The organism is Microbacterium sp. AC132 (assembly GCF_979258525.1).
In genome coordinates this window covers 1,621,209-1,646,249 of sequence record NZ_OZ409862.1, presented here as the reverse complement: position 1 = coordinate 1,646,249, position 25,041 = coordinate 1,621,209, and the positions used below count along the sequence as shown (strand labels likewise).

Below are 25,041 nucleotides of genomic sequence, written 5' to 3'. Positions count from 1 at the left end.
GGGCCGGCGATGGGGTCGGCGATGGGTCGGCGATTCGGAGGAGATTCGGAGGAGATCTGCGATCGGGAGGAGCATCCGGCTCGGAGCATCCTCCCGTCCGCGGATCTCCTCCCGCACGACCGAGCCGACAGCGCGGCTCAGTCGAGGACGGGGGCGATCTCCGACCAGACGGTCCGCTCGTTCGTCGAGGGGGCGACCGGGATGCGGCCCGCACCGTCGGGCTCGGGGATCGCAGCGAGCAGGGCCTGCGTGTACGGATGCTGCGGTGCAGACCACACACGGTCGGTGGCCCCTGCTTCGAGCACCCGCCCGGCGAACATCACGAAGGTGCGGTCCGCGATGCGGCGGACCACGGCCAGGTCGTGCGAGATGAACAGCATCCCCGCGCCGGATTCCGCGACGAGGTCTCGCATGAGCCCCGCGACGCTGGTCTGGGTCGATGCGTCCAGGGCCGAGATCGGCTCGTCGGCGACGAGCAGCGACGGCCGCGCGGCGAGCGCTCGCGCGATCGCGAGTCGCTGCTTCTGCCCGCCCGAGAACTGGTGCGGGAATCGCGTCGCCACTTCGGTCGGCAGGCCGACGCGGTCGAGCCACTCGGCGACCGTCGACCCTTCGGCACCCCGAGCCCGAGCCGTAGCGATGCCGTCGGCGATCTGATCGCCCACGCGGCGACGGGGGTTCAGCGAGGTCGACGGATCCTGGAACACCATCTGGATGCCGGTGAGCGCGAGGTCGCGTCGACGGATGCCGAGCGGCTTCACAGGAGCGTCACGGAAGCGCACCTCTCCCCCGGCGAGCTTCTCGATGCCGACGACCGCGCGGGCGAGGCTCGACTTGCCGCTGCCGGATTCGCCCACGAGCGCGACGGTCTCTCCGGGGGCGACGGTCAGCGAGACGCCGTCGACGGCGACCACCGGAGGACTCCCGGGGTAGCGCACGACGACGCTCTGCGCGTCGAGGACGGCGACTTCACTCATCTCGGGCCTCCTCTTCGGCATCCTGCACGGCCGACTCCGGCAGCACCGGATCGAGCAGCGCGGGATCCGCGTCGGCGGTCGCGATCTTCGACCCAGGCAGCGCCGCGAGCAGCGTGCGAGTGTATTCGTGCTGCGGGTCGCGGAACAGCGTCTCGCGGTCGGCCCGCTCGACGATCTGCCCGTTCTTCATCACGGCGACCTCATCGGCGATCGCGCTCATGACGCCCAGGTCGTGGGTGACGAGCAGCACAGCGAGGTTGCGCTCGGTCGCGAGGTCGCGCAGCAGCCGCAGGATGCCGGCCTGCACCGTGACGTCGAGTGCGGTGGTCGGCTCATCGGCCAGCAGCACCTCGGGGTCGCACGCGAGGGCGCACGCGATCGCGATGCGCTGGCGCTGTCCGCCGGAGAACTGGTGCGGATAGCGCTTCAGCGCAGCATCCGGGTTCGGCACCTGCACGGTCTCGAGCAGTTCGATGGCCCGAGCCTTCGCCGCCTCGCCTCGCAGTCCGAGGTGCACGCGCATGTGATCCGTGAGCTGGCGGCCGATCGGCAGCTGCGGGTGCAGCGACGCCGAGGGGTCCTGGAAGATCATCGCGATGCGCCTGCCGCGGATGCGGTTGAGCGCCCGCCGGCGCATGCCCACCAGCTCCTTCCCCGCGAGCGTGATCGATCCGCCCGTGCGTGCCTGCCGGGGCAGGAGTCCGAGGACGGCCAACGAGGTGAGCGTCTTGCCGGATCCTGACTCGCCGGCGAGACCGTGGATGCGTCCGGCCTCGAGGTCGAGAGAGATGCCGTGCACGAGAGGACGACCGATGTCGATCGTCAGGTCGCGGATGCTCAGAGCACTCGTGGGGGCCGAAGCGCTCATGCTGCCGCTCCCTTCGCGGAGGCCACATGCTCGGCCTGCTTCTCGTGGGTGACCTCGGCCGTCGGGTCGAGGATGTCGCGCATCGCATCACCCAGGAAGTTGAATGCCAGCACCACCGTGAGGATCGCGAGTCCCGGGAAGACCCCGAGCCACCACGCGTCGAAGTTCTGCATGGCCGCCGAGATCATGGAGCCCCATTCGGCGGTCGGCGGCTGCGCGCCGAGACCGAGGAACGAGAGTCCGGACAGCAGCAGGATCGCGGCGCCGATGTCGAGCGTCGCGAGCACCAGCACGGGGCCGGCGATGTTCGGGAGGATGTCGATGAACAGCGTCCGCAGCGGCGAGTGGCCGAGCAGGCGGCCCGCGATCACGTAGTTCTGGCCGCGGAGGCCCAGCACGATGCTGCGGGTGACTCGCGAGTACTGCGGCCACGAGACGACGATCGCCGCGATCACCGCGTTGAACAGCGACGGGCCGAGGGATGCCGCCACCACCATCGCGAGGATGACGGTCGGGAACGCCATGAACAGGTCGGTGATGCGCATCAGCGTCTCGTCGACCCAGCCGCCGAAGTACCCGGCGACGGCGCCGACCACGGTGCCGATGATCATCGCGGCGATCACGAGCATGAGCGCGAGCGGCAGGCTCACCGTCGCACCCGTCATCAGACGCGAGAAGATGTCGCGGCCGTTGCCGTCGGTGCCGAGCAGAGTGTCGATGCCCGGCGCCTGCAGTCGTGGCAGCACCTGAGCGTTGGGGCCGTACGGCACCCACCACTGCGCGGTGAAGGCGACGATGATCCAGGCGCCCGCGATCACGGTGCCGATCACGCCGAGGGCGTGCGCCAGGCGCGCGGCCAGCGGAAGCGGAACCGCCAGGGGCCGGATGCCGAGTCGATGCGGCTCATGCGATCCTCACTCTCGGGTCGAGGACGCCGTAGAGCAGGTCGACGACGAAGTTGATGAGGAGGTAGATGAACCCGACGACCAGGCCGACTCCCATGATGCCGGGCAGGTCGAGGTTGGCCGCCGAGTTGTAGGCGTAGGTGCCCAGGCCGGGCCAGGCGAACACCGACTCGACGAGCACGGTGCCCGAGAGCAGGGATCCGAAGGCGACGCCGACGACCGTGAGGATCGGGAGGGATGCCCCGCGCAGGACGTAGTCGAGGATCACGCGCATCGCCGGAAGACCCTTGGCCCGGGCAGCACGCACGTAGTCGCTGCCCAGCACCTCGAGCACGGAGGTGCGGATGAAGCGGGTGAGCAGGCCGATCGTCACGAGCGACAGCACCATCACCGGCAGCGCCAGGTGGGCGAGCGCGTCGGCGAATCCGACGCCGTCTCCGTTGAGGAGGTAGTCGACCGTGTAGAGCCCGGTGATGCGGGGCGGCGGCGTGATCGACGGCGAGATGCGACCCGAGCCGGGGGCGATGCGCAGCTCGAGGAAGAACACGTAGAAGCTGACCAGCGCGAGCCAGAACGTCGGCACGCTCAGACCGATCAGCGTCACGATGCGGATCACCTGATCGGTGACGAGTCCGCGCCGGTAGGCGGCGAGGGTGCCGAGCACGACGCTGACCGCGAGGCTGAGGATGATGGCGCCGATCGCGATCTCGATCGTCGCCGGCACCGCGGTGGCCAGGTCGCTGGTGACCGGTCGCCCGGTCACCAGCGATGTGCCGAGGTCTCCGCGAAGGAGATTCCCCATGTAGATGAAGTACTGCACGAACAGCGGCTGATCGAGGCCCTGAGCCTTGATGAACGCCTCGCGCGTCTCGGGATTCTGCGATGCTCCCTCACCCAGTGCCGCCGACACGGGGTCGCCGGGCACGAGGTTCGTCAGTGCGAAGGTCACGATCGTGACCCCCACGAGAAGGAGCAGCGAAGTGCCGATTCGGCGAAGCAGGTATCCGACGAGCGGCGACCTGCGACGCTGTGCTTGCCGTCGCACGGCCACCGTCGTCATGAGTCAGCTCCGATCAGCCGGCAGGCGTGATCTCGGCGATGTCCATCTCCCACACCGAGTTGTATACGGCGCCGGTGACGGCATCCGCCGTGGCGATGTTGCGACCGGGGACGATCAGCGGAACGAAGGGACCCTCGGTCTGCATCGCCTCGGCGAAGGAGGTGAAGGCCTCGCTGCGCTGGGCCTCATCGGTAGCGGCGGCAGCACCGGCTGCGATGCCTGCGATCTCGGGGTTCGCCTCAGCCGCCCAGCCGGCACGCAGGCCGACCTTCAGACCGGGAGCGAACGGAAGGAAGTTCGCCGAGTCGGCGTAGTCGGGGCCCCAGAACCACAGGCCGAAGCCCTCGGTGCCGTTGACGTACGCGTCGAGCTCGGTGGCGAACGGGGCAGGCGCGAGTTCGACGGCGATGCCGGCATCCTCGAGCTGAGCCTGGACACGCTCGGCGAGCGGGGTGAACTCCACACCGCCGACCGGATAGTCGTTCGGGAACTGCAGCTTCAGGGTCTGACCCGTGTAGCCGGCCTCGGCCAGAGCAGCCTTCGACTTGTCGAGGTCCTGCTCCACACCGCTGTCGAGGGCGCCCTCGAATCCGGGCGGGATCACTCCGGTCGCCTGCACGGCGCCGGCACCCGCGAGCTCGAGCAGCGCGTCGTAGTCGAGCGCGTAGCGGATCGCCTCGGCGATCTTGACGTTCGCGAGCTCGCCCGCGACGGCCTCGGACTGGTTGAGCAGCAGGAAGATCGTCTGGCCCGACGGCACCGACTCGACGTTCAGTCCGTCGCCGAGGCCCGAGACCTGGTCGCCGTTGAGGTCCATCGCGACCATCGAGTCGCCGCCCTTGAGGTTCGCGAGCTGCGTCGCACTCTCCGAGACGTTGCGCACGACGACACGGCCGTATTCGGACTCTTCGTCGCCGTTGTACTCGTCGCTCTTGGTCAGCACGACCTGCGACGAGAGATCGAGGGTGTCGAGCACGAACGGTCCCGAGCCGGCGGAAGTTCCGTCGAGGAACTCCTGTGCGCTGTCGGTGCCGTCGGTGGTTCCGCCGTTCTCGATCACGACGTCGGAGTTGACGATGCCGAGCGCCGGGTTCGCGAGGATCGCGGGCAGCTGCAGCAGCGGCGTCTCGGAGGTGATCGAGATCGTCTTCTCGTCGACCTCGGTGATGGTCAGACCGCCCAGGAGGAAGTTCGGCTTGGCATCGGTCATGCCCTGGATGCGCTGCAGGGTGAAGACGACGTCCTTCGCCTCGATCGGCGAGCCGTCGGAGAAGACGCGGTCCCCCTCGAGCGTGAACGTGAACTCGGTCGCCTCGTCGTTCTGCTCCCACGATGCGAGGCCGGGAACGGGAGTCGACACGTCCGAGCCCTCGAAGTCGACGAGCGTCTCGTAGAGCGCCTTGGCGATCATGTTGCCGGTCGGGTCGTAGGTGTGACCCGGGTCGGCGGTCTCGATCGAGAACGCGGTGTCGATGACGAGCGAGTCGGAACCGGAGGATTCTCCGCCGTTGTTCGCCGAGTTGCCACCGGAGCAACCAGCGAGGGCGAAGAGAGCGACGGCTCCGATCGCGATGACGGACGTGCTGCGACGTGACGACATATGGGCCTCCAGGGGCGAGGAGTTTCATCGGGTTCGGTCGACGCCGGGTGGACGACCGGTGATCAGATTCGCATTGTATGGGACTATGTGTCCAGCAAGAATGCAGACGTCATCACAGTCTGTCCAAGACCCCGCCCGTGAGGAGCATTGTGTCCACCAAGAGCGACGAAGCCACGAGGCAATCTGGACGAAGTGCCGCCCCACTGGACGACATCGGATACAGAATCCTCGAGACGCTGCGTGATAACGGTCGTATCTCGATCGCCGCACTGGCCGAGACCGTCGGGATCTCGCGGGCCAACGCCTATACCCGCGTCGAGACGCTCATGCAGGACGGAGTGATCACGGGATTCAGCGCTCGCGTCGACCAGTCGAAGGCCGGGCTGTCGATCGGTGCGCTGGTCTTCGTCACCGTGCACCCGCAGGCCTGGGCGTCGTTCCGCGAGAGCGTGCTCGAGATGCCCGATGTCGAGTGGTGCGCCATCACCACCGGCGAGCACGACGCCATGCTGCTGATCCGTGCGGTCGACGTGAGCGGCGTGCACGAGTTCACGACGGGTGTCATCGCGCAGCTGCCCGAGGTGCGCACGGTCGTCAGCGTGGTCGTGCTCGACGAGGTCATCCGCCGGTCGTTCCTGCTGCCGAGCGACCTGCCCGAGCGCGACCTGGCCACGCCGCTGGGCATGACGCGGTGGACGCCGGCGACGCCGGGCCGAGACATGCTCCCGCCACGCTGACCCGCGGCGGAACGAGCCGTCAGGCGGCTGCGGGCTCTTCGCAGACGCTGAGCTGCGGCAGTCCGTGCATCTCGTAGTGCTCGACGAGGCGGATGCGACCGTCATCCGTGAGCTCGAGCCGGCTCTCCCCGTCTCCGGTCACGACGGTGCCGTCGGAGACGAGCACGTGCACGAACGAGACCCAGATGGTGTCGCCGGTGCGGGTGCCGACGAAGCGCCCGAAGGTGACGGTGTCACCGGAGTAGTCGCCCCAGATCGCCCCGTCCTTCTCCCAGTACACGAACTCGCTGGGCGATTCGGGATCCACGGCCGAGGTGGTCGACGAGACCATCAGGAACCGGCGGCCGTCGAGGGAGGGGATGGTTGCAGTCGTGCTCACCCTCCGATTATGGAGGGGGTGGCGGCGACTCTCATCTCGCCTCGTGAACCGTCTGTGTCGGCCGCCGGACGGGCGCGCGGAGCGAGACGAATTCCGCAGAGAGGCTCCCCGGCGCGCCCTTTCGTCTGACCACACGATCGGGGTCGAGGTGTCGCATCGCCGCCGAGACCTCGGGAGACGGGAAGGGCCCCGGGTACCGTGGGTCGCATGCACTGGATGCCTGACACCTCTGCCGGAGACTGGCTGCGGGAGCGTCTCGACGACCCCTGGAACTCGACGATGCACGCCGTGGTGCCGCACGGCTTCCCCGCGTATGCGCGCATCCTGCACCCCGCGATCGTGCGATCGCTCCCCGACCGACCGGTGCCGACCTACGACGACTACGACCGGATGCCGGAGGCCGAGCGACAGTCGCTCCTCGATCGGTTCATCGATGAACCGGCGACATGGGCGCAGACGGCCGCCGCCTTCGGCACGACGCTGCATCCTCTCGCTCAATGGCAGCGGATCGTGCGCACTCCGCCGGAGACCGACTGGAACGCGCGGATCTCCCCCGACGGGCGCGAGTTCACCGCGCCGATGGACGGCGCCGTCTCGTCCGAGATGCTCGCGACCGTCGTGGGTCATCTCGTCGCGCACACCGCGACGCCGGATGCCGGATTCGCCGCGCTCTGGGAGGGCACGGGCGGGTTGCTGGGTCACCTCGGACACGGCCCCTCGCGCACCTTCCTCACGTTCGACGACGACCCGAACCACCGGGCGATGCTCGACCGCAGCATCCGCGATCCGCTCAACAACGCGTTCCGCAAGCCGACGTGGCAGGAGGGCATCCTGTCGCGCGAGGTCTCGGAGGGTCCGCGGCTGCAGCTGCGGGACCGCGACCACGTGCTGTTCCGTGGTGCGCCGCGCATGTTCGCGCGTCGGGACTGGGTGCTCGACGTGCCGTGGCGGGATCGCGAGTCCGAGGAGCACGGGTTCGCGCCGGCCGCGCAGAGCCCCAGCATCCTGTGGCCCGACGACCACGCCTGGGTGCTCGTCACCGAGGTCGACTACGACTCGACGATCATCGCGGGGTCCGCCGAGCTGATCGCCGAGCTCATCGCCGACGACCTCCTCGAGGTCTTCGCCATCCCCGAGAACGCCGAACTCACGTGGGACTCCGACGAGGTGAACCGATGACGGCACCGCAGCCGGCCGCATCGTTCGACGCCCGCCCGCTCACCGATCCCGTCGACGCCCGGGCCGTCAGCACCTTCAACGCCGAGCTGCGCTCGCGGGGCAAGATGGGCGGCTCGGCCACGACGATCGTGGCCTTCGTGATCTTCGGCATCGCGTTCCTCGCGGCCATGACGGTCGTCGGAGCGACGATGGTCTCGCTGCTCACCGATGCAGGGTCGTCGTCGTTCGCCAGCATCGGGATCCTCGTCGCCGCAGTCGTCGGGATCACGATCGCCACCGTCGGCTGGCGCCGATCCCGCATCGCGCGGTACCGCCTCGACGCATTCGCCCGGGCGAACGGCATGACGTACGAGGCCAGGGTCGCCGATCCTGCCCTTCCGGGCATGCTGTTCGGCCTCGGACGCTCCCGAGAAGCCACCGATCTCGTGCGAGGCGCGAAGCCTCGCTTCGTCGAGTTCGGCAACTACCGATACACGACCGGGTCGGGGAAGAACTCGACCACCCACCGCTGGGGCTACGTCGCCGTCAAGCTCGATGTGCCCCTGCCGAACATCGTGCTCGATGCCAAGGGCAACAACGGCTTCGGGTCGAATCTGCCCGCGTCGTTCCAGCGCGAGCAGCGCCTCTCGCTGGAGGGCGACTTCGATCGGTACTTCACGCTGTACTGCCCCGAGGGGTACGAGCGTGACGCGCTGTATCTGTTCACGCCCGACATCATGGCCAGGTTCATCGACAATGCCGCCGAGCTCGATGTCGAGATCGTCGACGACTGGATGTTCCTCTATACACAGCGCAAGGCGTCGACCCTCGACCCTGCGACCTGGGCGTGGCTGTTCGGAGCCGTCGGCGCCTTGATGACGAAGCTCGATCAGTGGGAGCGCTGGCGCGATGAGCGTCTGCGGCTCGAGAGTGCGGCTCCGGCGTCTCCGGCGCCCGCCCTCGCACCGGTGGGCGCGTCCGCGAGTCTGCCCTTCGCTCCGCCGGCCGGTCTTCTCGCTCCCCCGCCAGGAGTCGCGCGTGAGGGACGCCGGCTGAAGCGCAGCTTCCAGTGGGTGCCGATCGTGTTCCTCGTCGGCTTCGCACTGATCTGGTTCTGGTTCAGGTCGTTCTGAGGGAACCCCCGAGGGTGGGTTGTGGGGGTGGGTGCTGACTGGGGATCAGCGCTCCCACCCCATCCCCCCTCGGGATCAGAAGAAGATCTGACTCTCCCTCCGCAGGACGGTCGAACCGTCCACGCGCGGGTCAGCTGGGGACTGACGACTCTGCGCGTATATGAGTAATGGTATACCGGTATACGTTGCATTCCATTGCGTCCGAGAGACTCGACCGAACACGTTGCATTCGCTCCAGAAACGTGCGAAATGAGGGTCTGGGGCGCCTTTCCGACACCGCATTCGTGCATGCCCTCCTGGCACCGTGATCTCCGTTACCCAGAGTGACGCGTCCGGCCCCACCCCCGTCTGCATGCAAGAGAATGGAAGGTGATGTCTGAACTCGAAGATCACACCCAGTGGCAGGCCGATCGCCGCGCCTCCGTCACCTCTGCGACCGGCAACCTCGCGCTGATCGAGACCCGCTGGACGGGCGAGGCTCCCGATCTGGATGCCGAGCGGCAGGCCGCATCCGACACGGTGACCGTGACGCCGATCCAGCGCACGAACATCGAGACCGGGGAGGCCGAGCACGGGCTGCGCGTGTGGGATGCCGAGTCCCCCGCCATCCGCGCCTTCGACCGCATCGACACCTACGAGTACGACCCGGCATGGGTTCTCGAGGGACACTTCACGCCGGTCTCCGGCGATCGTCGGGTGTCGTTCGAGCACATCCGCGACAACGGCGGCACGCGTGAGCTCGTCGTCCCCGGCGACATCCACTTCGTGCTCGACGGCCGCGCGTACGACCTTGCGGCCTTCGACGACGGCGGCACGCTGCTGCTCGTCTTCGGCGACGAGACGAACGGTTCCGAGACCTACGGATCCGGCCGCTTCCTCTTCGTAGAGCTCCGTGACGACGAGGGCACCGTGGTGCTCGACTTCAACCGCGCCTTCGTGCCGCCGTGCGGATTCAGCGCCCAGTACAACTGCCCGCTGCCGCCGGCATCCAACCGCTTCCCCCTGCCTATCCGAGCAGGCGAGAAGAACGTCGTCTTCCGCGACGGCTTCGACATCTACGCGGCGTGACGCCGCGCACCCTCACCCTGGAGCACTCATGAGAAGAACCCGCATCCTCGGCGCGCTCGGCGCCGTCGCCACGCTCGCCCTCGTGGCCGGCTGCGCGTCGGGCGCCACCGACGACGCCGCGAGCGAAGACGCCACCATCTTCGTCGGGTCGCTGTACGAGCCCACCAACCTGAGCAACACGCAGGGCGGCGGACAGGGTGTGACCGAGGCACTGACCGGCAACGTCTACGAGGGCCTCTACCGCCTGACCGACGACGGAGAGGTCGAGCCGCTTCTCGCCGAAGACGCCCAGGTGTCGGATGACGGCCTGACCTACACGATCACTCTGCGCGACGATGTGACGTTCCACTCGGGTGACCCGCTCACCTCCGCCGACGTGAAGTCGAGCATCGAGGCCGTCACCGCCGAGGACTCCGTGTCGGCGCGCAAGTCGAGCTTCGCGACCATCGCCGACATCGCGACGCCCGATGACCAGACCGTCGTCTTCACGCTGTCGCAGCGGTCGATCTCGTTCCTCTACAACCTCAGCTACGTCTGGATCGTCAACGACGAGGCCGGTGACATCACCGGCACGGAAGACGGCACCGGCCCCTACACGCTCGACGAGTGGAAGAAGGGCTCGACCCTGACCCTCGAGCGCTGGGACGACTACTGGGGCGAGCCCGCCAAGAACGGCGAGGTCGTCTACACGTACTTCACCGACGCGACCGCTGAGAACAACGCTCTGGCCACCGGCGAGATCGACGTGATCACCAGCGTGCAGAGCCCGGACTCGCTCGCGCAGTTCGACAGCGACGACTACGTCATCAGCGAGGGCACCTCGACGACCAAGGAGCTGCTCGCCTTCAACGACCGGGTCGCCCCGTTCGACAACGCCCTCGTGCGCAAGGCGATCTACTCGGCCATCGACACCCAGAAGCTGCTCGAGTCGATCTGGGGCGACTACGGCACGCTCATCGGATCGATGGTGCCGCCCACCGACCCCTGGTACGAAGACCTCACCCAGGTGAACCCGTACGACGTCGACCTCTCGAAGGATCTGCTCGCGCAGGCCGGCTACGCCGACGGCTTCACCTTCACGATCGACACTCCGAGCTACGACCCGCACCCCGCCGTCGCGGAGTTCCTGCAGTCGCAGCTCGCCGAGGTCGGCATCACGGTCGAGATCAACACGATCAGCGCCGACGAGTGGTACACGAAGGTCTTCAAGGAGCAGGACTTCGAGGCCACCCTGCAGGAGCACGTGAACGACCGCGACGTGGTCTGGTACGGCAACCCCGACTTCTACTGGGGCTACGACGACGCCCAGGTGCAGCAGTGGGTCGCCGAGGCCGAGCAGGCCGCCACGACCGACGAGCAGACAGCTCTGCTGAAGCAGGTCAACGAGAAGATCGCCGAGGATGCCGCGAGCGTATGGTTGTACCTGTACCCGCAGATCGTGGTCGCCTCGAGCGACCTCAGCGGTTACCCGGTCAACGGCCTGAACTCGCAGTTCTTCGCCTACGACATCGTCAAGTCCTGACGCGCGAGGGGGATGCCGCGTGTCGGCATCCCCCTCTTTCATCCTGAGAAGCCATGCTCGCCTACCTGCTGCGCCGCCTCGCGTTCCTCGTGGTCTCGCTCGTCGTCGCGATGATCGCGATCTTCGTGCTGCTGCGCCTGCTCCCCGGCGACCCGGCTAACGCCCTGCTCTCGGTGAATGCGACACCCGAGCAGATCGCCGCCGCCCGCGCACAGGTCGGCTCGGATCAGCCCCTCCTGCAGCAGTTCACGACCTGGGCCGGTCAGCTCCTGCGCTTCGACCTCGGTGAGTCGTTCCTGAGCTCGCGTCCGGTCGGCCCCGACATCGCCGATCGCCTCGCCGTGACCCTCCCACTCACACTCATCGCGTTCACCGCCGCCCTTCTCGTCTCCCTGGTGATCGGCATCACCGCCGCCGTGAAGTCCGACCGCTGGTACGGCATCGCGCTCTCGGGATTCGCGCAGCTGGGTGTTGCCGTGCCGGTGTTCTGGGTGGGCGTCGTGCTCGTCTGGGTCTTCGCACTCGGCCTCGGCCTGCTGCCGTCCGGCGGATTCCCGCGCGACGGCTGGGAGGATCCGGCCGACGCGCTACGCTCTCTCGCGCTGCCGGTGACGACGATCGTGATCGTGATGAGTGCATCCCTCAGCCGTTACGTGCGCTCCGCCACCCTCGACGTGATCGGCAGCGATTACCTCCGCACCGCGCGCGCCGGCGGGTCGGGCATGTCCGAGGCGCTGCTGCGTCACGGAGTGCGCAACGGCTCGGTGCCGGTCGTCGCGGTCCTCGGCATCGAGCTGTCCACCACGCTGCTCGGCGCGGTCGTCGTCGAGAGCGTCTTCACTCTTCCCGGTCTCGGCAGTCTGCTGCTGTCGGCCATCGAACAGCATGATTTCCAGGTCATCCAGGGCGTCCTCGTCGTCAGCACCCTCTTCGTGCTGCTCGTCGGGTTCGCCGCCGACATCGTGCAGCGCCTGATCGATCCGCGACTGCGCACGAGCGTCTCGGGCAACCGATGAGCCGCGTCGCCGAGCAGCTGATCACCGGATCCGTCCCCGTGCGGAGGCGGCCGAAGGCGACCCTGCTGATCGGGCTCGTGCTCACCGGCATCATCGTGCTCATCGCGCTGGTGTCGCTGTTCTGGCTCCCCTATCCGCTCGCCGACACGAGTGGTAGTCGTCTCGAGGGGCCGAGCGCCATGCACCTGCTCGGCACCGATCGGCTCGGCCGCGACCTGCTCTCGCAGCTCATGTGGGGTGCGAGGATCGCCTTGATCGTGGGCATCTGCTCGGTCGCTATCGCCGCCGTTCTCGGCGTGATCGTCGGACTGATCGCCGCCTTCTCGCGGCCATGGGTCGACGACACGCTCTCCGCCGGACTGGACGTCGTGATCGCCTTCCCGGTGCTGCTGCTCGCGATGCTCGTCGTCGCGGTGCAGGGAGCGTCGCTGTGGTCGGCGGTGCTCGCGATCGGACTGGCGATGTCGGCGGTCGTCGCGCGCCTCACCCGCATCCTCTCGCGCCGCGTGCTGCAGGAGCAGTACATCACCGCCGCACGCACCAGCGGCACGGGTGTGCTCGGCATCGTGTTCCAGCACGTGCTGCCCAACATCGCACCGACCCTCGCGGTCAGCCTGGCGCTGCAGTTCGGTGCCGCGGTGCTCGCGGAGGCGAGCCTGTCGTACCTCGGGCTCGGTGCCCCGCCGCCCAACGCCTCATGGGGTCGGATGCTGCAGGAGGCGCAGGGCACCGTGCTCACCGCGCCCGTCGGCGCGATCGCCCCCGGCATCGCGATCATCGCCCTCGTGCTCGGGGTCAACTTCCTCGCCGACGGCCTGCGCGATCTCGCCGACCCGACCCGCAGGAGGAGCCGATGAGCATTCTCGAGGTCGCAGGGCTCACCGTCCGCTCCGGATCCGGGGCTCTCGTGCGCGATGTCTCGTTCTCGCTGCAGCCCGGCGAACGCCTGGGGTTGATCGGCGAGTCCGGGTCGGGCAAGTCGCTCACCTCGCTCGCGGTCACCGGCCTGCTGCCGGATTCTCTCGTCTCGTCCGGGTCGGTGCTGCTCGACGGGCACCAGGTCGTCGGTGCGCGGGATGCCGACCTGAGGCCGTTGCGCGGACCGGTCGCCCAGATCGTGTTCCAGGAGCCGCTCACGGCGCTCGACCCTCTGATGAGGGTCGGTCGCCAGATCGCCGAGCCGCTGCGTCGTCATCTCGGCCTGCGCGGCGCGGAACTGCGGTCGGCCGTCACGGCGGCGCTCGATGAGGTGTCGCTGTCGGAGCCGCGATTCGCGCGCGCCTACCCGCACGAGCTGTCGGGCGGTCAGCGCCAGCGTGTGGCGATCGCCATCGCCTTGGCCGCCCGGCCACAGCTGCTCATCGCAGACGAACCCACCACCGCGCTCGACGTGACCGTGCAGGATGCCGTGCTCACGCTGCTCGAGCGACTCGTCGCCGAACGCGGCATGGCGTTGCTGTTCATCAGCCACGACCTCGCCGTCGTGTCGCGCATGGTCGACCGCATCGTCGTGCTGCGCGACGGTCTGGTGGTCGAGGAGGGGGCGGTCGCCGACGTGCTGCGGCGCCCCGCGGAGCCGTACACGCGGATGCTGGTCGACAGCGCTCGCGCGCTCGATGCGTTCCTCGATGCGAAGGAGGCTGACGCATGAGCCTCCTCGAGCTGCGCGGTGCCGGCTTCGCCTACGGATCGCGCCGGGTGCTCGACGACATCTCGCTGAGCCTCGACGAGGGAGACTCGCTCGGCCTCGTGGGCGAGTCGGGTGCGGGCAAGTCGACGATCCTGCGGCTGATGCTCGGGCTCTCGGCACCACGCGATGGACAGGTGCTCTTCGACGGTGCTCCCCTGTCGCTGCGCGACCGTGCGCAGATGCGCCGCTTCCGCGCGAGCGTGCAGCCGGTGTTCCAGGATCCGTACTCGTCGCTCGACCCCCGTCAGCGCATCGACCGCATCATCGGCGAGCCCCTGCGTTCACTCGGCCTCGCCTCCGGCGCCGACGCGCAGCGCCGCATCGCCGAGGCCCTCGAGTCGGTCGGGCTTCCCGCCGACACCGCCCGCCGATACCCGCACGAGTTCTCGGGCGGCCAGCGTCAGCGCATCGCGATCGCCCGAGCCGTGGTCTCGCGCCCGCGCGTGCTGCTCGCCGATGAGCCGGTGAGCGCCCTCGACGTGACGACGCGCGTGCAGGTGCTCGAGCTGCTCGACCGCCTGCGTCGAGAGAACGGCCTGTCGCTCGTGATGGTGTCGCACGATCTCACCGCGATCGCGTCAGCCTGCGACCGCACCGTGGTGCTGCAGAACGGCCGCGTCGTCGAACAGGGCGCCACCGCATCCGTGCTGCACGCACCGCAGGACCCATACACCCGGGCGCTGGTCGACGCGGTTCCGCGACTCCCCGCTGAGTCGCGGCCAGCCGACATCGTCTAGCAGGGTGGCCGCAGACGACTCCGTGGTGTCAGGCTGACGCGTGCCAGGCCTCTCGGAGTGCGATCACAGAATGGGTCATGTCCGAGTCAGGGAGATGCACAGGGCCATCGGAGATGTCCACGTTCTGAAGCGGGTCATCCGCCAGATGCTGCGGGAACACATGGCAGTGGAGATGCGGGGCCCGATGTCCCATCACCAGGTAGTTGATCTTCCGCGGGTCGAATGCCTTATCGACGGCCCGGCCTGCGCGCTGGACATCGCGCCAGAACGCGCTGAGCTGACCGGCATCCAGCTGACCGAGGTCAGTGAGATGCTCGCGGAGGATCACGACGGTGTAGCCGGGATGCGCCTGGTTGCGCACCAGTCGGACGTGAGTCATCTCGGTCGAGGCCACCAGGATGCTGTGCTCGTTCTCCGGCAGATGTGCGTCGGCACACATACCGCAGACCTCCGGGTCCACGAGTTCGGCCCACTCCTCATCCGTCCACCACATCGGCCCATGGTAACCAGGCGCGAGGGCGGCCACGGTAGAACTCACGGCATCCCGGCCATGCTTTGGCTGGTTGCTCCGGCAGCCTGTCGCGGTTTCGCCCGGATGGATCCGCGAAATCGACTCCACTCACCGGGGCTGAAATCCGTATCGCTTCATCGTCTCCTCAGTCGTGCGCAACTCACCGGCCGCTGACTGCCTTCGTGCGTCTTCAATATCCTGACCGATGCCTGGCTGCGACAACCAAAAGTCGACGAGAGGCGATACGCAGTCCTTCAACTCACTCCTGTATACGCGCTGCATCTCGCCTTTCTAGTCCGATGCGCTGCCAACAGAGGCATACTTCTGGCCACATTTCCCTCAGCTCCCCGAAGGGGCGAGGCCGAAGTACTGCAGCTCCGCGTCGTTCAGCATCCGCGAGCGGATCAGGAACCGCATTCCAGTGGGACCCTCGACCGAGAAGCCGGCACCGCGGCCCGGCACGACGTCGATCGTGAGGTGGGTGTACTTCCAGTACTCGAACTGCGATTCCGACATGAAGACCTCGACCGGGGAGTCGAGCCCCACATCGAGGGCGCCGAGCAGCACATCGCTCGGCCCGGTGATGAACATGCCGACCGGGTAGCACATGGGTGACGAGCCGTCGCAGCATCCGCCCGACTGATGGAACATCAGGGGTCCGTGCTGCACGGTGAGATCGCGGATGAGGGATGCCGCGGCATCCGTCTCGTCGACTCGCTGATAGGTGCCGATGCTGACCATGGTCCGAGCCTTCCTGCAGGTGGTTCCGGGCGGGCGCTGCCGGTGCAGCGCCCGCCCGGAGGTCGAGCTCAGAAGAAGCCCATCGGGCCTTCTGCGTACGAGACCAGGAGGTTCTTGGTCTGCTGGTAGTGGTCGAGCATCATCTTGTGGTTCTCGCGACCGACGCCCGACTGCTTGTACCCGCCGAACGCCGCATGCGCCGGGTACTGGTGGTAGGTGTTCGTCCAGACACGACCGGCCTCGATCGCCCGTCCCGCGCGATAGGCCGTGTCGCCGCTGCGGCTCCACACTCCCGCACCCAGTCCGTAGAGGGTGTCGTTCGCGATCGAGATCGCATCGTCGAAGTCATCGAACGAGGTGACCGAGAGCACCGGGCCGAAGATCTCCTCCTGGAAGATGCGCATGTCGTTCGTGCCCTCGAACACGGTCGGCGCAACGTAGAAGCCTTCGCTGAGGTCGCCGCCGAGATCGACGCGGTCGCCACCCGTGAGCAGTCGCGCGCCTCCCTGCTTGCCGATGTCGATGTAGCTGAGGATCTTCTCCAACTGATCGTTCGATGCCTGCGCTCCGATCATCGTGGCCGGATCCAGCGGGTTGCCCTGCACGACCCTGCCGACGCGTTCGAGGCCGTCAGCGAGGAAGCCGTCGTAGATCGAGCGCTGGATGAGCGCCCGCGACGGGCAGGTGCAGACCTCTCCCTGGTTGAGAGCGAACATCGTGAAGCCCTCGAGCGCCTTGTCGTAGAAAGGGTCGGCGGTGTCGCGTGCGACGTCCTCGAAGAACACGTTCGGGCTCTTGCCTCCCAGCTCCAGGGTGACCGGAATGAGGTTCTGCGACGCGTACTGCATGATCAGACGCCCCGTCGTGGTCTCACCTGTGAACGCGACCTTGCGGATGCGCTTGTGCTGCGCGAGCGGTGCACCCGCCTCGATGCCGAAGCCGTTCACGATGTTCACGACCCCCGCGGGCAGCAGATCGCCGATGATGTCGAAGAGGAACAGCAGGGATGCCGGCGTCTGCTCGGCCGGCTTGATGACGACGCAGTTGCCTGCGGCGAGCGCCGGCGCGAGTTTCCACACGGCCATGAGGATCGGGAAGTTCCACGGGATGATCTGTCCAACCACGCCGAGCGGCTCGTGGAAGTGATACGCGACGGTGTTCTCGTCGAGCTGGCTGATGCCGCCCTCCTGCGCCCGGAGCACTCCGGCGAAATAACGGAAGTGATCGACAGCGAGTGGGATGTCGGCCGCGAGCGTCTCGCGCACGGGCTTCCCGTTTTCCCAGGTCTCGGCGACGGCGATCTCCTCGAGATGCTGTTCGATGCGGTCGGCGATCCTGTTGAGGATCACCGAGCGCTCCGCGGGGCTGGTCTTGCCCCAGCTGGCAAAGGCCTTCCAGGCGACGTCGACCGCGCGGTCGATGTCCTCGACGGTGCCGCGGCCCACCTCGGTGAAGGGCTTGCCGTTGACGGGGCTCACGTTGTCGAAGAACTGGCCCTTGACGGGATCCACGAACTCTCCGCCGATGTAATGGCCGTACCGCGGACGGTAGGTAGCGAGGGCGCCCGGCTGACCGGGAGCGGCGTAGGCGGTGGACACGTCTTCTTCGACGATGGTCATCGGGACTCCTTCGACGGGCCGCGGCGTCGGTGCTGCGGGCTGTGTCTCGAAGGTAGGTCGGCAGAGGTTGCGCCCCGATGCGCAACGTTGCGGATGGTTGCACGCCGTCGCGAGATGTCCGAGACAGACCGGACCTTTCAGCTCTCCTCGATGCGTTCGATGCGGGCGACGAGCCCGGCGCGCTTCGGCGAGCGCGCCGGAAGCATCTCCAGTGCGAGGCGCAGGGCCGCGGCATCGCCCTGTCCCTCCGGGATCTCGGCGTACTCCAGGAGGACGTCGAGGCTCGCCTCCGACAGCATCGTCTCGCGCAGCGCCGCTCTGACGGACTCGCGGAACTCCTCGACTCCCGGCGATGTGGATTCGGGAAGGACCGGACCGCGGTATGCGGTGAGGGCGACCCGATGGGCACCTCGGTCGAGCAGCGAGAGGACGTCGTGCGCGTCCGTCTCGAGCACCACCGGCAGTCGATACGGCCGCGACTCGGGGACGAGGCTGGGGGCGTGCTTCTCGAGCACCTTGCGCAGACGCACCATCTCCGGCCGCAGCGTGTCGGCCGACGCGTCTGGTCCGTAGACGAGTTCGCTGAGTCTCTCGGCCGACAGCCCCTGGCGATGCACGGCGAGCATCAGGAGGATCGCGGCATGACGAGCGCTGAGCTCGATCACGGATTCCTCGAGTTCTGTCTCGGTCTCGAGGCGGGCGCGATCGCGTCCCAGGACGTGCAGCGTCGCCCGGGTCGTGGGCTTGGCTCGCGAGGAGATGGTGATCGGACGATGCGACTCGCTGCGGGCCCGCAGTCTCGACACGAGCAACTCCGACTCGACCGCGCGCGCTGTCGCATCGACCAGCAGCCTGGCCTGCATCGAGACGACCTCGTCTCCTCCGGTGATGTCGATGACCCCGAGGACACGCCGCGTCTCGGGGTCTCGCACCGGAGCCGCCGTGCACGACCACGGATGCACCAGCCTGTTGTAGTGCTCAGCACCGCGGATCTGCACCGACTGTCCGAGCGCCAGCGCTGTGCCAGGAGCTGTCGTGCCGACGGCGTCCTCGGCCCAGTTCGCGCCGGCCACGAAGCCCATGCCCTCGGTGAGCGATTGCAGCTTGCGATCGCCTTCGATCCACAGCAGCCGTCCGGCCTGATCTCCGACGGCGACGACGACACCGGAGTCCCCCTCGGTTCCCGGCAGCAGCAGGGCTCGGATCATGTCCATCGCGGACGCGAGCGGATGCGCGAGTCGATAGGCCTCGAGCTCTTCGCTCACGAGTTCGATCTGCGGGGCCCCTTCGGGGCCGACGCGCCCTCGCCAGGATCGCACCCACGATTCGCGGACGAGAGGTCGCACCTCCTGCAGGCGTTTGTCATCGAGATTGCCGGCGATGAGCTCTTCGTGTGCACGCTCGATCAGAAGACGAGAGGCCTCAGGCGGCCCTTCACGTGACACCTGCCACGACGCGACCACGGGCGTCTCCGATCGTCGATGGTGGAGCGTTACCTCAGTGTAGGAGCCGGATGCCGTCGGCGGTACCCGCGATATTCCGGTCACGCGTTCCGGGTGCAGGCTTTCGCACAGGCCGCCGAGGTCGACGAACTGGAGGAGTGACGAGTCGTCTGGGGGACCCCTCATGGGGACGCCCGCGCCCGACCGCCGCATCGCTGTCGATGCGGCTCGATCGGCTCAGACCCGGGCTGCCCACCATTCACGGAGCCGCTGCTCGGCGGCATCCGCTCCGATGACGCCTTCGTCGAGGCGCAGCTCGAGCAGGAACCGGTAGGCCTCGCCGACCTCACGACCGGGCGAGATGCCGAGGATCTTCTGGATCTGGTTGCCGTCGAGCTCGGGCCGGATGGAGTCGAGCTCCTCCTGCTCGCGCAACGCCGCGATGCGCGATTCGATGTCGTCGTAGGCGGATGCCAGTCGTCCGGCCTTGCGCTTGTTGCGCGTCGTGACGTCGGCGCGGGTGAGGATGTGCAGCCGCTCGAGCAGGTCGCCGGCGTCGCGCACGTAGCGCCGCACCGCGGCATCCGTCCACGCGCCCTCGGCGTATCCGAAGAACCGCAGGTGCAGCTCGATCAGCGTCGATACCGACTCGGTCGTGTCGGTGTCGAAGCGCAACGACTGCAGGCGCTTGCGTGCCATGCGCGCCCCGACGACGTCGTGATGGTGGAAGGTGACGACTCCGCCGTCCTCCAGCTTGCGGGTGCGGGGCTTGCCGATGTCGTGCAGCAGCGCCGCGATCCGCAGGGCCACATCGGGCTCGGCACCGGGGTGACGCGAATGCTCGAGCGAGATCGCCTGGCGGAGGACCGTGAGGGAGTGCTCGTAGACATCCTTGTGATGATGATGCTCGTCGACCTCTAGTCGCAGCGCACTCACCTCTGGCAGGAACTCCTCCATCAGACCGGTGTCGACCAGCACGCGGATGCCGCGCACCGGGTCATCCGTCTGCATCAGCCGCACGAGCTCCGATTGGATGCGCTCGGGACTCACGATCTCGAGGGTGGCGCGCAGCTGCGTGATCGCGTCGGCGGTGTCATCGTCGATCCGGAAGCCGAGCTGGGCGCTGAAGCGCGCGGCGCGGAGCATGCGCAGCGGGTCATCGCCGAACGAGACCTGAGGGTCGGCCGGAGTGCGCAGTACCCCGGCGACGAGGTCTTCGACTCCCCCGGTCGGGTCGACGAGCGTGATGGCCGGCACCAGCAGAGCCATGGCGTTGACGGTGAAGTCGCGTCGGTGCAGATCCGCGTCGATCGTGTCGCCGAACTCGACGGTGGGCTTGCGCGTCACACCGTCGTAGCTGTCTGCGCGATAGGTCGTGACCTCGACCTGCTCACCCTGCACACGCGCGCCGATCGTGCCGAACGCCCGACCGATGTCCCACTGGGCCGTCGAGATCGGCTTCACGATGCGCAGGATGTCGTCCGGCATCGCATTCGTCGTGAAGTCGAGGTCGTGGGTCGGCCTGCCGAGCAGCGCATCGCGCACGGGCCCCCCGACGACAGCGAGGTCGAAGCCCGCCTTCTCGAAAGCCTCCGCGAGGGTGCGGACGACCGTATTCTCGGCGAGCGCGCCGAGACGGGCGAGGCCGTCAGCCATGTTGAGCATGGGTTCCAGCGTACCGGGGTACGGGTGTCACCCGCGGGTCGCAGTCCCCGTCGAGCGGACGTCAGAACAGCGGGTTCTCACCCTTGGCCTGCGCGACCGCGCGAACTCGCGCCTGCACGAGCCGCACGAGGAGCGTGCTCAACAGGAACCCGCCGACGACGGCGACAGCGACGATGAACCAGATCCCGATCTCGGGATCGATCAGCTCGAAGCCGTAGATCGCGACAACGAGCAGAAGCAGCACCGGCCCCTCGATCAGCGCGAATGTCACGAACAGCCGCGTCTGACGACGGCCGAAATCGGCGTTCACGGCACGGACGCGCGACTCGATCGACGACTCACCTGCGTAGCTCATGCCCCCACGCTACCGGCGTCGCATTTCGCCTCACAGTCCCGCTCTCGTGCTCGGCATCGCCCGAGTCCTAGGATCGGCACGTGGCCGCAGAAGCGAACGAGTCCCCCTCAGCGCCTGACACGTCCCGGCGCGGGTTCCTCAAGATGGGCGGCGCCGCACTGGCTGGCGTCGTGGTCGGCGGCGCGGCTGGCGCTGCGATCGGCGCGAACGTCGCGAACCAGCGCAAGGGTTTCGCCACTGAACCTGATCCGTTCGCCGCACTGACTCCCCGCAGCGAACCCGGATTCGATCATCTCGTCGTGGTGATGGGTGAGAACCGCTCGTTCGACAACCTGCTCGGGTACCTCTACTCGAAGGAGTCGCTTCCGACAGGCGAGAAGTTCGAGGGTCTCGCGTTCGGGACGCACAGCAACACGGCATCCGACGGCACGGTCGTCGACGCGCACATCTACACCGGCGACACCGACCGGATCATGAGCCTGCCCGATCCCGATCCGGGCGAGGAATACCCCCACGTCAACACGCAGATCTTCGGCACCGTCGACCCGAAGGACAACGCCGACCTGTTCGTCGACCAGATGACGGCCCCCTTCAACGCACCCACCCACGGCGAGAAGGCGACGATGTCGGGGTTCCTCGAGGACTACATCATCAACTTCCGCCGTCTGCGCAAGGGCGTCGAGCCCACCCCCGACGAGGCCGCGCACATCATGGGGTCCTTCTCGCCCGAGATGCTCCCCGTGCTCTCGACCCTCGCATCGGAGTTCGCGGTGTTCGACCACTGGTACGCCGGGGTGCCGTCGCAGACGTTCTGCAACCGGTCGTTCTTCCACGCGTCGACGTCGCACGGCTTCGTCACGAACCAGGCCGGCGGCGGGTACCGCAAATGGCTCGATGCGCCCGCGGCCCCGACGGTGTTCAACCGTCTGGAAGACGAGAAGGTCAGCTGGAAGATCTACATCGACAAGCTCCAGCTGGTGTCGTTCACCGGGATGCTGCACGCTGCCGTGCTGGAGAAGCACTGGCGCACCGAGCACTTCGGCACGATGGAGGACTTCTACGCCGACGCGAAGAACGGCACCCTTCCGGCGTATGCGTTCATCGAGCCGCGCATGGTCTACGACCACAACGACTTCCACCCGCCGTTCGGGTCGCCCCGTGAGAGCGAGGTCGACGGCGAAGCGGTCTACGACAGCGCCATCTCGGACGTCCGGGCCGGCGATCGGCTGATCCACGACATCTACGAGGCGGTGCGCACGAGTGCGTCGCCGAAGGGGTCGAACGCCGTCAACACCCTGCTGCTCATCACGTTCGACGAGCACGGCGGATGCTACGACCACGTGCCTCCGCCCGCGGCGACGAAGCCCACGAAAGACACCGGGGCGGGTGAGATGGGCTTCACGTTCGATCGACTCGGATGCCGAGTGCCCGCGATCGCCGTGTCGGCCTATACGAAGCGCGGCACGATCGTCCACGACGAGATGCACCACGGATCCGTCACGGCCACCCTCTCGCGGCTGCACGGATTGAAGCCGCTCAACGACCGCGACCAGTCGGCGAACACGCTGTTCACCGCTGTGAACCTCGACGTACCCCGGCATCCGGCCGACTGGCCCGTGACCACGCCCGCCTACACGCCGCCGAATCCCGAGCAGCGCGAGCCGAAGCCCGGTGAGGCCGACCAGATGAAGCCGCTCACCCCACCCGCCCGCGGCCTGCTCGGGCTGCTCCTCGCCAAGTACGGCAAGCCGGGTGAGCCGGAGCCCGAGACGTTCGCCGACGCCTATCGCCTGCTGCACGAGCACGGCGACGAGCTGTTCGGATCCGCGAAGGGCTCCTGAGCCCCGGGGGTGGATGCCAGCATCCAGCCCCGGTGTCTCAGTCGCGGTTCGAGCGGCGACGAGAGATCAGGAAGAGCACAGCTCCGACCACGAGCACCGCGGCGCCTGCGGCGGCCCAGACGAAGGTCTCGGAGCCGAGCCCTGTCGCAGGCAGCTGGCCCGCCCCGGTGTCGGGCGGCGTCGTCGGCTGCGTCGGTGGCTGCGTGGGCGGGTCCGTCGGCGTGACGACCGCGGCGGAGACCGTGAAGGTCGGGCCGACGAGCGCCTCTCCCGCAGCCGTCACGACGAAGGTGGCCGTCGCCGGACCGATGATCGTGCGTCCCTCCGGAGCGGTGATCGTCAGGTCATACGTGTCCGGCGGCAGGTCGACGATCTCGTAGGCGCCGCTGGCGTCGGTGGTCACCTCCTGCGAGATGTCGTCCGATTCCACCGTGAGGACCACGCCGGCCAGAGGGTCGCCCTCGTCCGTGAGCACCGCGCCCGAGATCGATCCCGGGCGGGCGAGCTCGAAGTCGATGCCCGCGAGGTCGTCCGTGGTGAGCTCTTCGGTGCGAGTCGTCGGTCCGGTTGCGATGTACCCGTCGGGGGGCGTGATCGTGATCTCGTACTCTCCCGCCGGCAGTCGCGGGAATGTGAAGGTGCCCTCGTCGTCGGTGACCGTCGTGACCGTGTCGACGCCGTCTGAGGCGGCGATCGTGACATCGGCGATGCCCGTTCCGTCGACCCGCACCGTGCCGCTGAGGTCGGGGTTCTCGACCACGACCAGCTCCTCGAGGACGATCGGCTCCTCGCTGTCGTCCGGGACGATGATCTCAGCGGTCTCGGTCGTGGTGAATCCGGGCGGAGGAGTGATCTCGACGGTGTGCGGACCGGCCGGAACGCCCTCGATCAGGAATCCGCCGTCGGCATCGGTCGCCACCGGCTCGACGCCGTCGATCGTGATGACGGCACCGGGAACCCCGGCGTCCTCTTCGTCGACGACGCGACCGGAGACCGCGACAGGCACGATGTCACGCACCTCGAAGTCGGCACTGCCGTCGTCGGTCGTGAGGTCGACGGCCTGCGCCGACGGCGACACGGCGATCTTGCCCTCCGGGACAGTGACCGTCACCGTGTATCCGTCGGTCGCGACGAAGCCGGGGAAGGAGTACGCACCGTCGGCATCCGTCGTGGTCGTGGCGACCACATCGCCGTTCGCATCCGTGAGCGCGAGAGCAGCCCCCGGCAGCGGGCCGTCGGCCTGATCGGTGACGGTCCCTGTGATGTCCCGTGCGATCGATGCGAACCACGTCTGGTAGATCGGGAATCCGGAGCGCTGCGTGAAGAAGAACGTGAGAGAGGTGATCGGCACCGACGGCTCGAACCAGGCCGCCGAGCCGCTCGTGTCAGATGCGGCCGCATTGCCCGTCAGGGTCTGGGTCGCGGCGTCCCACCCGGGAACATCCGCGGCGTCTCCCGAGCACGAGGGCTTGCCCGCGATGCCGGGCGCGCAGTAGTTGAAGCCTCCGTTGAAGCCGAGATCCTCGGCGGTGAGTGTCTGACCGTCGACGCCGATCGCCTGGATGCGCACGGAGTCAGCATCGATGTCGCCCAGCACGAACGTCCAGCCGGATGTCGGCGTCGGCCGTGCGAACGAGTAGGTCGTCGTCGAGGGGCTCGTGGGGCTGTCGACCTTCGGCCGCAGGTTCAGATACTGCTGATCGATGCTGCTGCCGTACTTCTCGCCGACGGGGGTGCCCTGAGACAGCCAGGTCGATGCACCCGAGATGACTCCGACCTGCCCTGCGCGCGAATCGCTGGTCATCGTCGCGGTGAGGGTGGGTTGCGCTGCCACCTGCACGGTGGTCGTGTACGCGCCGCCCACACCGGTGAGCGGCTGCCAGGTCGACCATGTGGTGATGGTGGCTGCGGCCGCCGGCATCGCGCCGACGAGCACTGCGACGAGGACGATGGCTCCGGCCAGGAATCCGCTCTTGGGCGCTCGCATGCGGCCAGGCTATCGATATATCGGCTCGCC

The 25,041-nt window shown here is 67.9% G+C and carries 23 protein-coding genes; 10 read left to right on the top strand and 13 right to left on the bottom strand.

Annotated elements, in window-relative coordinates; genetic code table 11:
- Positions 1-137: 137 nt before the first annotated feature.
- The 5 genes from ACZZZQ_RS07735 to ACZZZQ_RS07715 form a co-directional block, all read right to left on the bottom strand.
- Positions 138-977 (bottom strand): ABC transporter ATP-binding protein, encoded by an 840-nt coding sequence (locus tag ACZZZQ_RS07735; protein WP_394195100.1) that lies wholly within the window; start codon positions 975-977, stop codon positions 138-140.
- Positions 970-1,845: an ABC transporter ATP-binding protein gene (locus ACZZZQ_RS07730; protein WP_394195099.1), complete on the bottom strand. Its 876-nt coding sequence runs from the start codon at positions 1,843-1,845 to the stop codon at positions 970-972. Before ACZZZQ_RS07730 ends, ACZZZQ_RS07735 begins: the two co-directional genes overlap by 8 nt.
- Positions 1,842-2,675 (bottom strand): ABC transporter permease, encoded by an 834-nt coding sequence (locus tag ACZZZQ_RS07725; protein WP_463507277.1) that lies wholly within the window; start codon positions 2,673-2,675, stop codon positions 1,842-1,844. The genes ACZZZQ_RS07730 and ACZZZQ_RS07725 overlap by 4 nt, the downstream gene beginning before the upstream one ends.
- A 73-nt stretch (positions 2,676-2,748) precedes the next feature.
- The gene (locus tag ACZZZQ_RS07720) at positions 2,749-3,810 is read right to left on the bottom strand and encodes an ABC transporter permease (protein WP_053098208.1); all 1,062 of its coding nucleotides are present in this window, start codon (positions 3,808-3,810) and stop codon (positions 2,749-2,751) included.
- 13 nt (positions 3,811-3,823) lie between these two features.
- Complete coding sequence (locus ACZZZQ_RS07715) at positions 3,824-5,410, bottom strand: ABC transporter substrate-binding protein (protein WP_053098209.1); 1,587 nt, start codon at positions 5,408-5,410, stop codon at positions 3,824-3,826.
- Positions 5,411-5,559: 149 nt separating this feature from the next.
- Between ACZZZQ_RS07715 and ACZZZQ_RS07710 the strand changes: the two genes are divergently transcribed.
- The gene (locus ACZZZQ_RS07710) at positions 5,560-6,147 is read left to right on the top strand and encodes an Lrp/AsnC family transcriptional regulator (protein ID WP_230101269.1); all 588 of its coding nucleotides are present in this window, start codon (positions 5,560-5,562) and stop codon (positions 6,145-6,147) included.
- Between the two features lie 19 nt (positions 6,148-6,166).
- Here the strand turns inward: ACZZZQ_RS07710 and ACZZZQ_RS07705 are convergent, their stop codons facing one another.
- Positions 6,167-6,526, bottom strand: a complete 360-nt coding sequence (locus ACZZZQ_RS07705; RefSeq protein WP_230101268.1) for a hypothetical protein — start codon at positions 6,524-6,526, stop codon at positions 6,167-6,169.
- Positions 6,527-6,742: 216 nt separating this feature from the next.
- On the opposite strand from ACZZZQ_RS07705, the gene ACZZZQ_RS07700 reads away from it, so the two are divergent.
- From ACZZZQ_RS07700 to ACZZZQ_RS07665, 8 genes are all read left to right on the top strand, one after another.
- Positions 6,743-7,705, top strand: a complete 963-nt coding sequence (locus tag ACZZZQ_RS07700; protein WP_463507276.1) for a hypothetical protein — start codon at positions 6,743-6,745, stop codon at positions 7,703-7,705.
- Positions 7,702-8,817, top strand: coding sequence for a hypothetical protein (locus tag ACZZZQ_RS07695; RefSeq protein WP_463507275.1), 1,116 nt, complete (start codon positions 7,702-7,704; stop codon positions 8,815-8,817). Before ACZZZQ_RS07700 ends, ACZZZQ_RS07695 begins: the two co-directional genes overlap by 4 nt.
- A gap of 372 nt (positions 8,818-9,189) precedes the next feature.
- Positions 9,190-9,885, top strand: coding sequence for a DUF1684 domain-containing protein (locus ACZZZQ_RS07690; RefSeq protein WP_053098211.1), 696 nt, complete (start codon positions 9,190-9,192; stop codon positions 9,883-9,885).
- A 28-nt stretch (positions 9,886-9,913) separates the two neighbouring features.
- Entirely contained in the window at positions 9,914-11,407 is a 1,494-nt protein-coding gene (locus ACZZZQ_RS07685) for an ABC transporter substrate-binding protein (RefSeq protein WP_463507274.1), read from the top strand.
- Positions 11,408-11,460: 53 nt separating this feature from the next.
- On the top strand, positions 11,461-12,423 hold the full coding sequence (locus ACZZZQ_RS07680; protein ID WP_187249174.1) for an ABC transporter permease: 963 nt from the start codon (positions 11,461-11,463) through the stop codon (positions 12,421-12,423).
- On the top strand, positions 12,420-13,280 hold the full coding sequence (locus ACZZZQ_RS07675) for an ABC transporter permease (RefSeq protein ID WP_056275574.1): 861 nt from the start codon (positions 12,420-12,422) through the stop codon (positions 13,278-13,280). The genes ACZZZQ_RS07680 and ACZZZQ_RS07675 overlap by 4 nt, the downstream gene beginning before the upstream one ends.
- On the top strand, positions 13,277-14,074 hold the full coding sequence (locus tag ACZZZQ_RS07670) for an ABC transporter ATP-binding protein (RefSeq protein ID WP_230101155.1): 798 nt from the start codon (positions 13,277-13,279) through the stop codon (positions 14,072-14,074). Before ACZZZQ_RS07675 ends, ACZZZQ_RS07670 begins: the two co-directional genes overlap by 4 nt.
- On the top strand, positions 14,071-14,850 hold the full coding sequence (locus ACZZZQ_RS07665; RefSeq protein WP_463507273.1) for an ABC transporter ATP-binding protein: 780 nt from the start codon (positions 14,071-14,073) through the stop codon (positions 14,848-14,850). The genes ACZZZQ_RS07670 and ACZZZQ_RS07665 overlap by 4 nt, the downstream gene beginning before the upstream one ends.
- Before the next feature lie 28 nt (positions 14,851-14,878).
- On the opposite strand, the gene ACZZZQ_RS07660 is transcribed toward ACZZZQ_RS07665, so the two are convergent.
- The 6 genes from ACZZZQ_RS07660 to ACZZZQ_RS07635 form a co-directional block, all read right to left on the bottom strand.
- Entirely contained in the window at positions 14,879-15,469 is a 591-nt protein-coding gene (locus tag ACZZZQ_RS07660) for an HIT family protein (RefSeq protein WP_157557458.1), read from the bottom strand.
- A gap of 231 nt (positions 15,470-15,700) precedes the next feature.
- A complete protein-coding gene (locus ACZZZQ_RS07655; protein ID WP_463507272.1) occupies positions 15,701-16,102 on the bottom strand; it encodes a DUF779 domain-containing protein in 402 nt (133 codons plus the stop codon).
- Between the two features lie 68 nt (positions 16,103-16,170).
- Positions 16,171-17,721, bottom strand: coding sequence for an acetaldehyde dehydrogenase ExaC (gene exaC / locus ACZZZQ_RS07650; protein ID WP_053098219.1), 1,551 nt, complete (start codon positions 17,719-17,721; stop codon positions 16,171-16,173).
- A gap of 137 nt (positions 17,722-17,858) precedes the next feature.
- A complete protein-coding gene (locus ACZZZQ_RS07645) occupies positions 17,859-19,184 on the bottom strand; it encodes a sigma-54-dependent transcriptional regulator family protein (protein ID WP_053098220.1) in 1,326 nt (441 codons plus the stop codon).
- A 216-nt stretch (positions 19,185-19,400) separates the two neighbouring features.
- Entirely contained in the window at positions 19,401-20,828 is a 1,428-nt protein-coding gene (locus ACZZZQ_RS07640; protein WP_463507271.1) for a CCA tRNA nucleotidyltransferase, read from the bottom strand.
- Between the two features lie 61 nt (positions 20,829-20,889).
- A complete protein-coding gene (locus tag ACZZZQ_RS07635; protein ID WP_056275643.1) occupies positions 20,890-21,183 on the bottom strand; it encodes a hypothetical protein in 294 nt (97 codons plus the stop codon).
- A gap of 80 nt (positions 21,184-21,263) precedes the next feature.
- Between ACZZZQ_RS07635 and ACZZZQ_RS07630 the strand changes: the two genes are divergently transcribed.
- Positions 21,264-23,024, top strand: coding sequence for an alkaline phosphatase family protein (locus tag ACZZZQ_RS07630; RefSeq protein ID WP_463507270.1), 1,761 nt, complete (start codon positions 21,264-21,266; stop codon positions 23,022-23,024).
- A gap of 37 nt (positions 23,025-23,061) precedes the next feature.
- Here ACZZZQ_RS07630 and ACZZZQ_RS07625 read toward each other — a convergent pair whose 3' ends face one another.
- Complete coding sequence (locus tag ACZZZQ_RS07625; protein ID WP_463507269.1) at positions 23,062-25,011, bottom strand: MSCRAMM family protein; 1,950 nt, start codon at positions 25,009-25,011, stop codon at positions 23,062-23,064.
- Positions 25,012-25,041 lie beyond the last annotated feature (30 nt).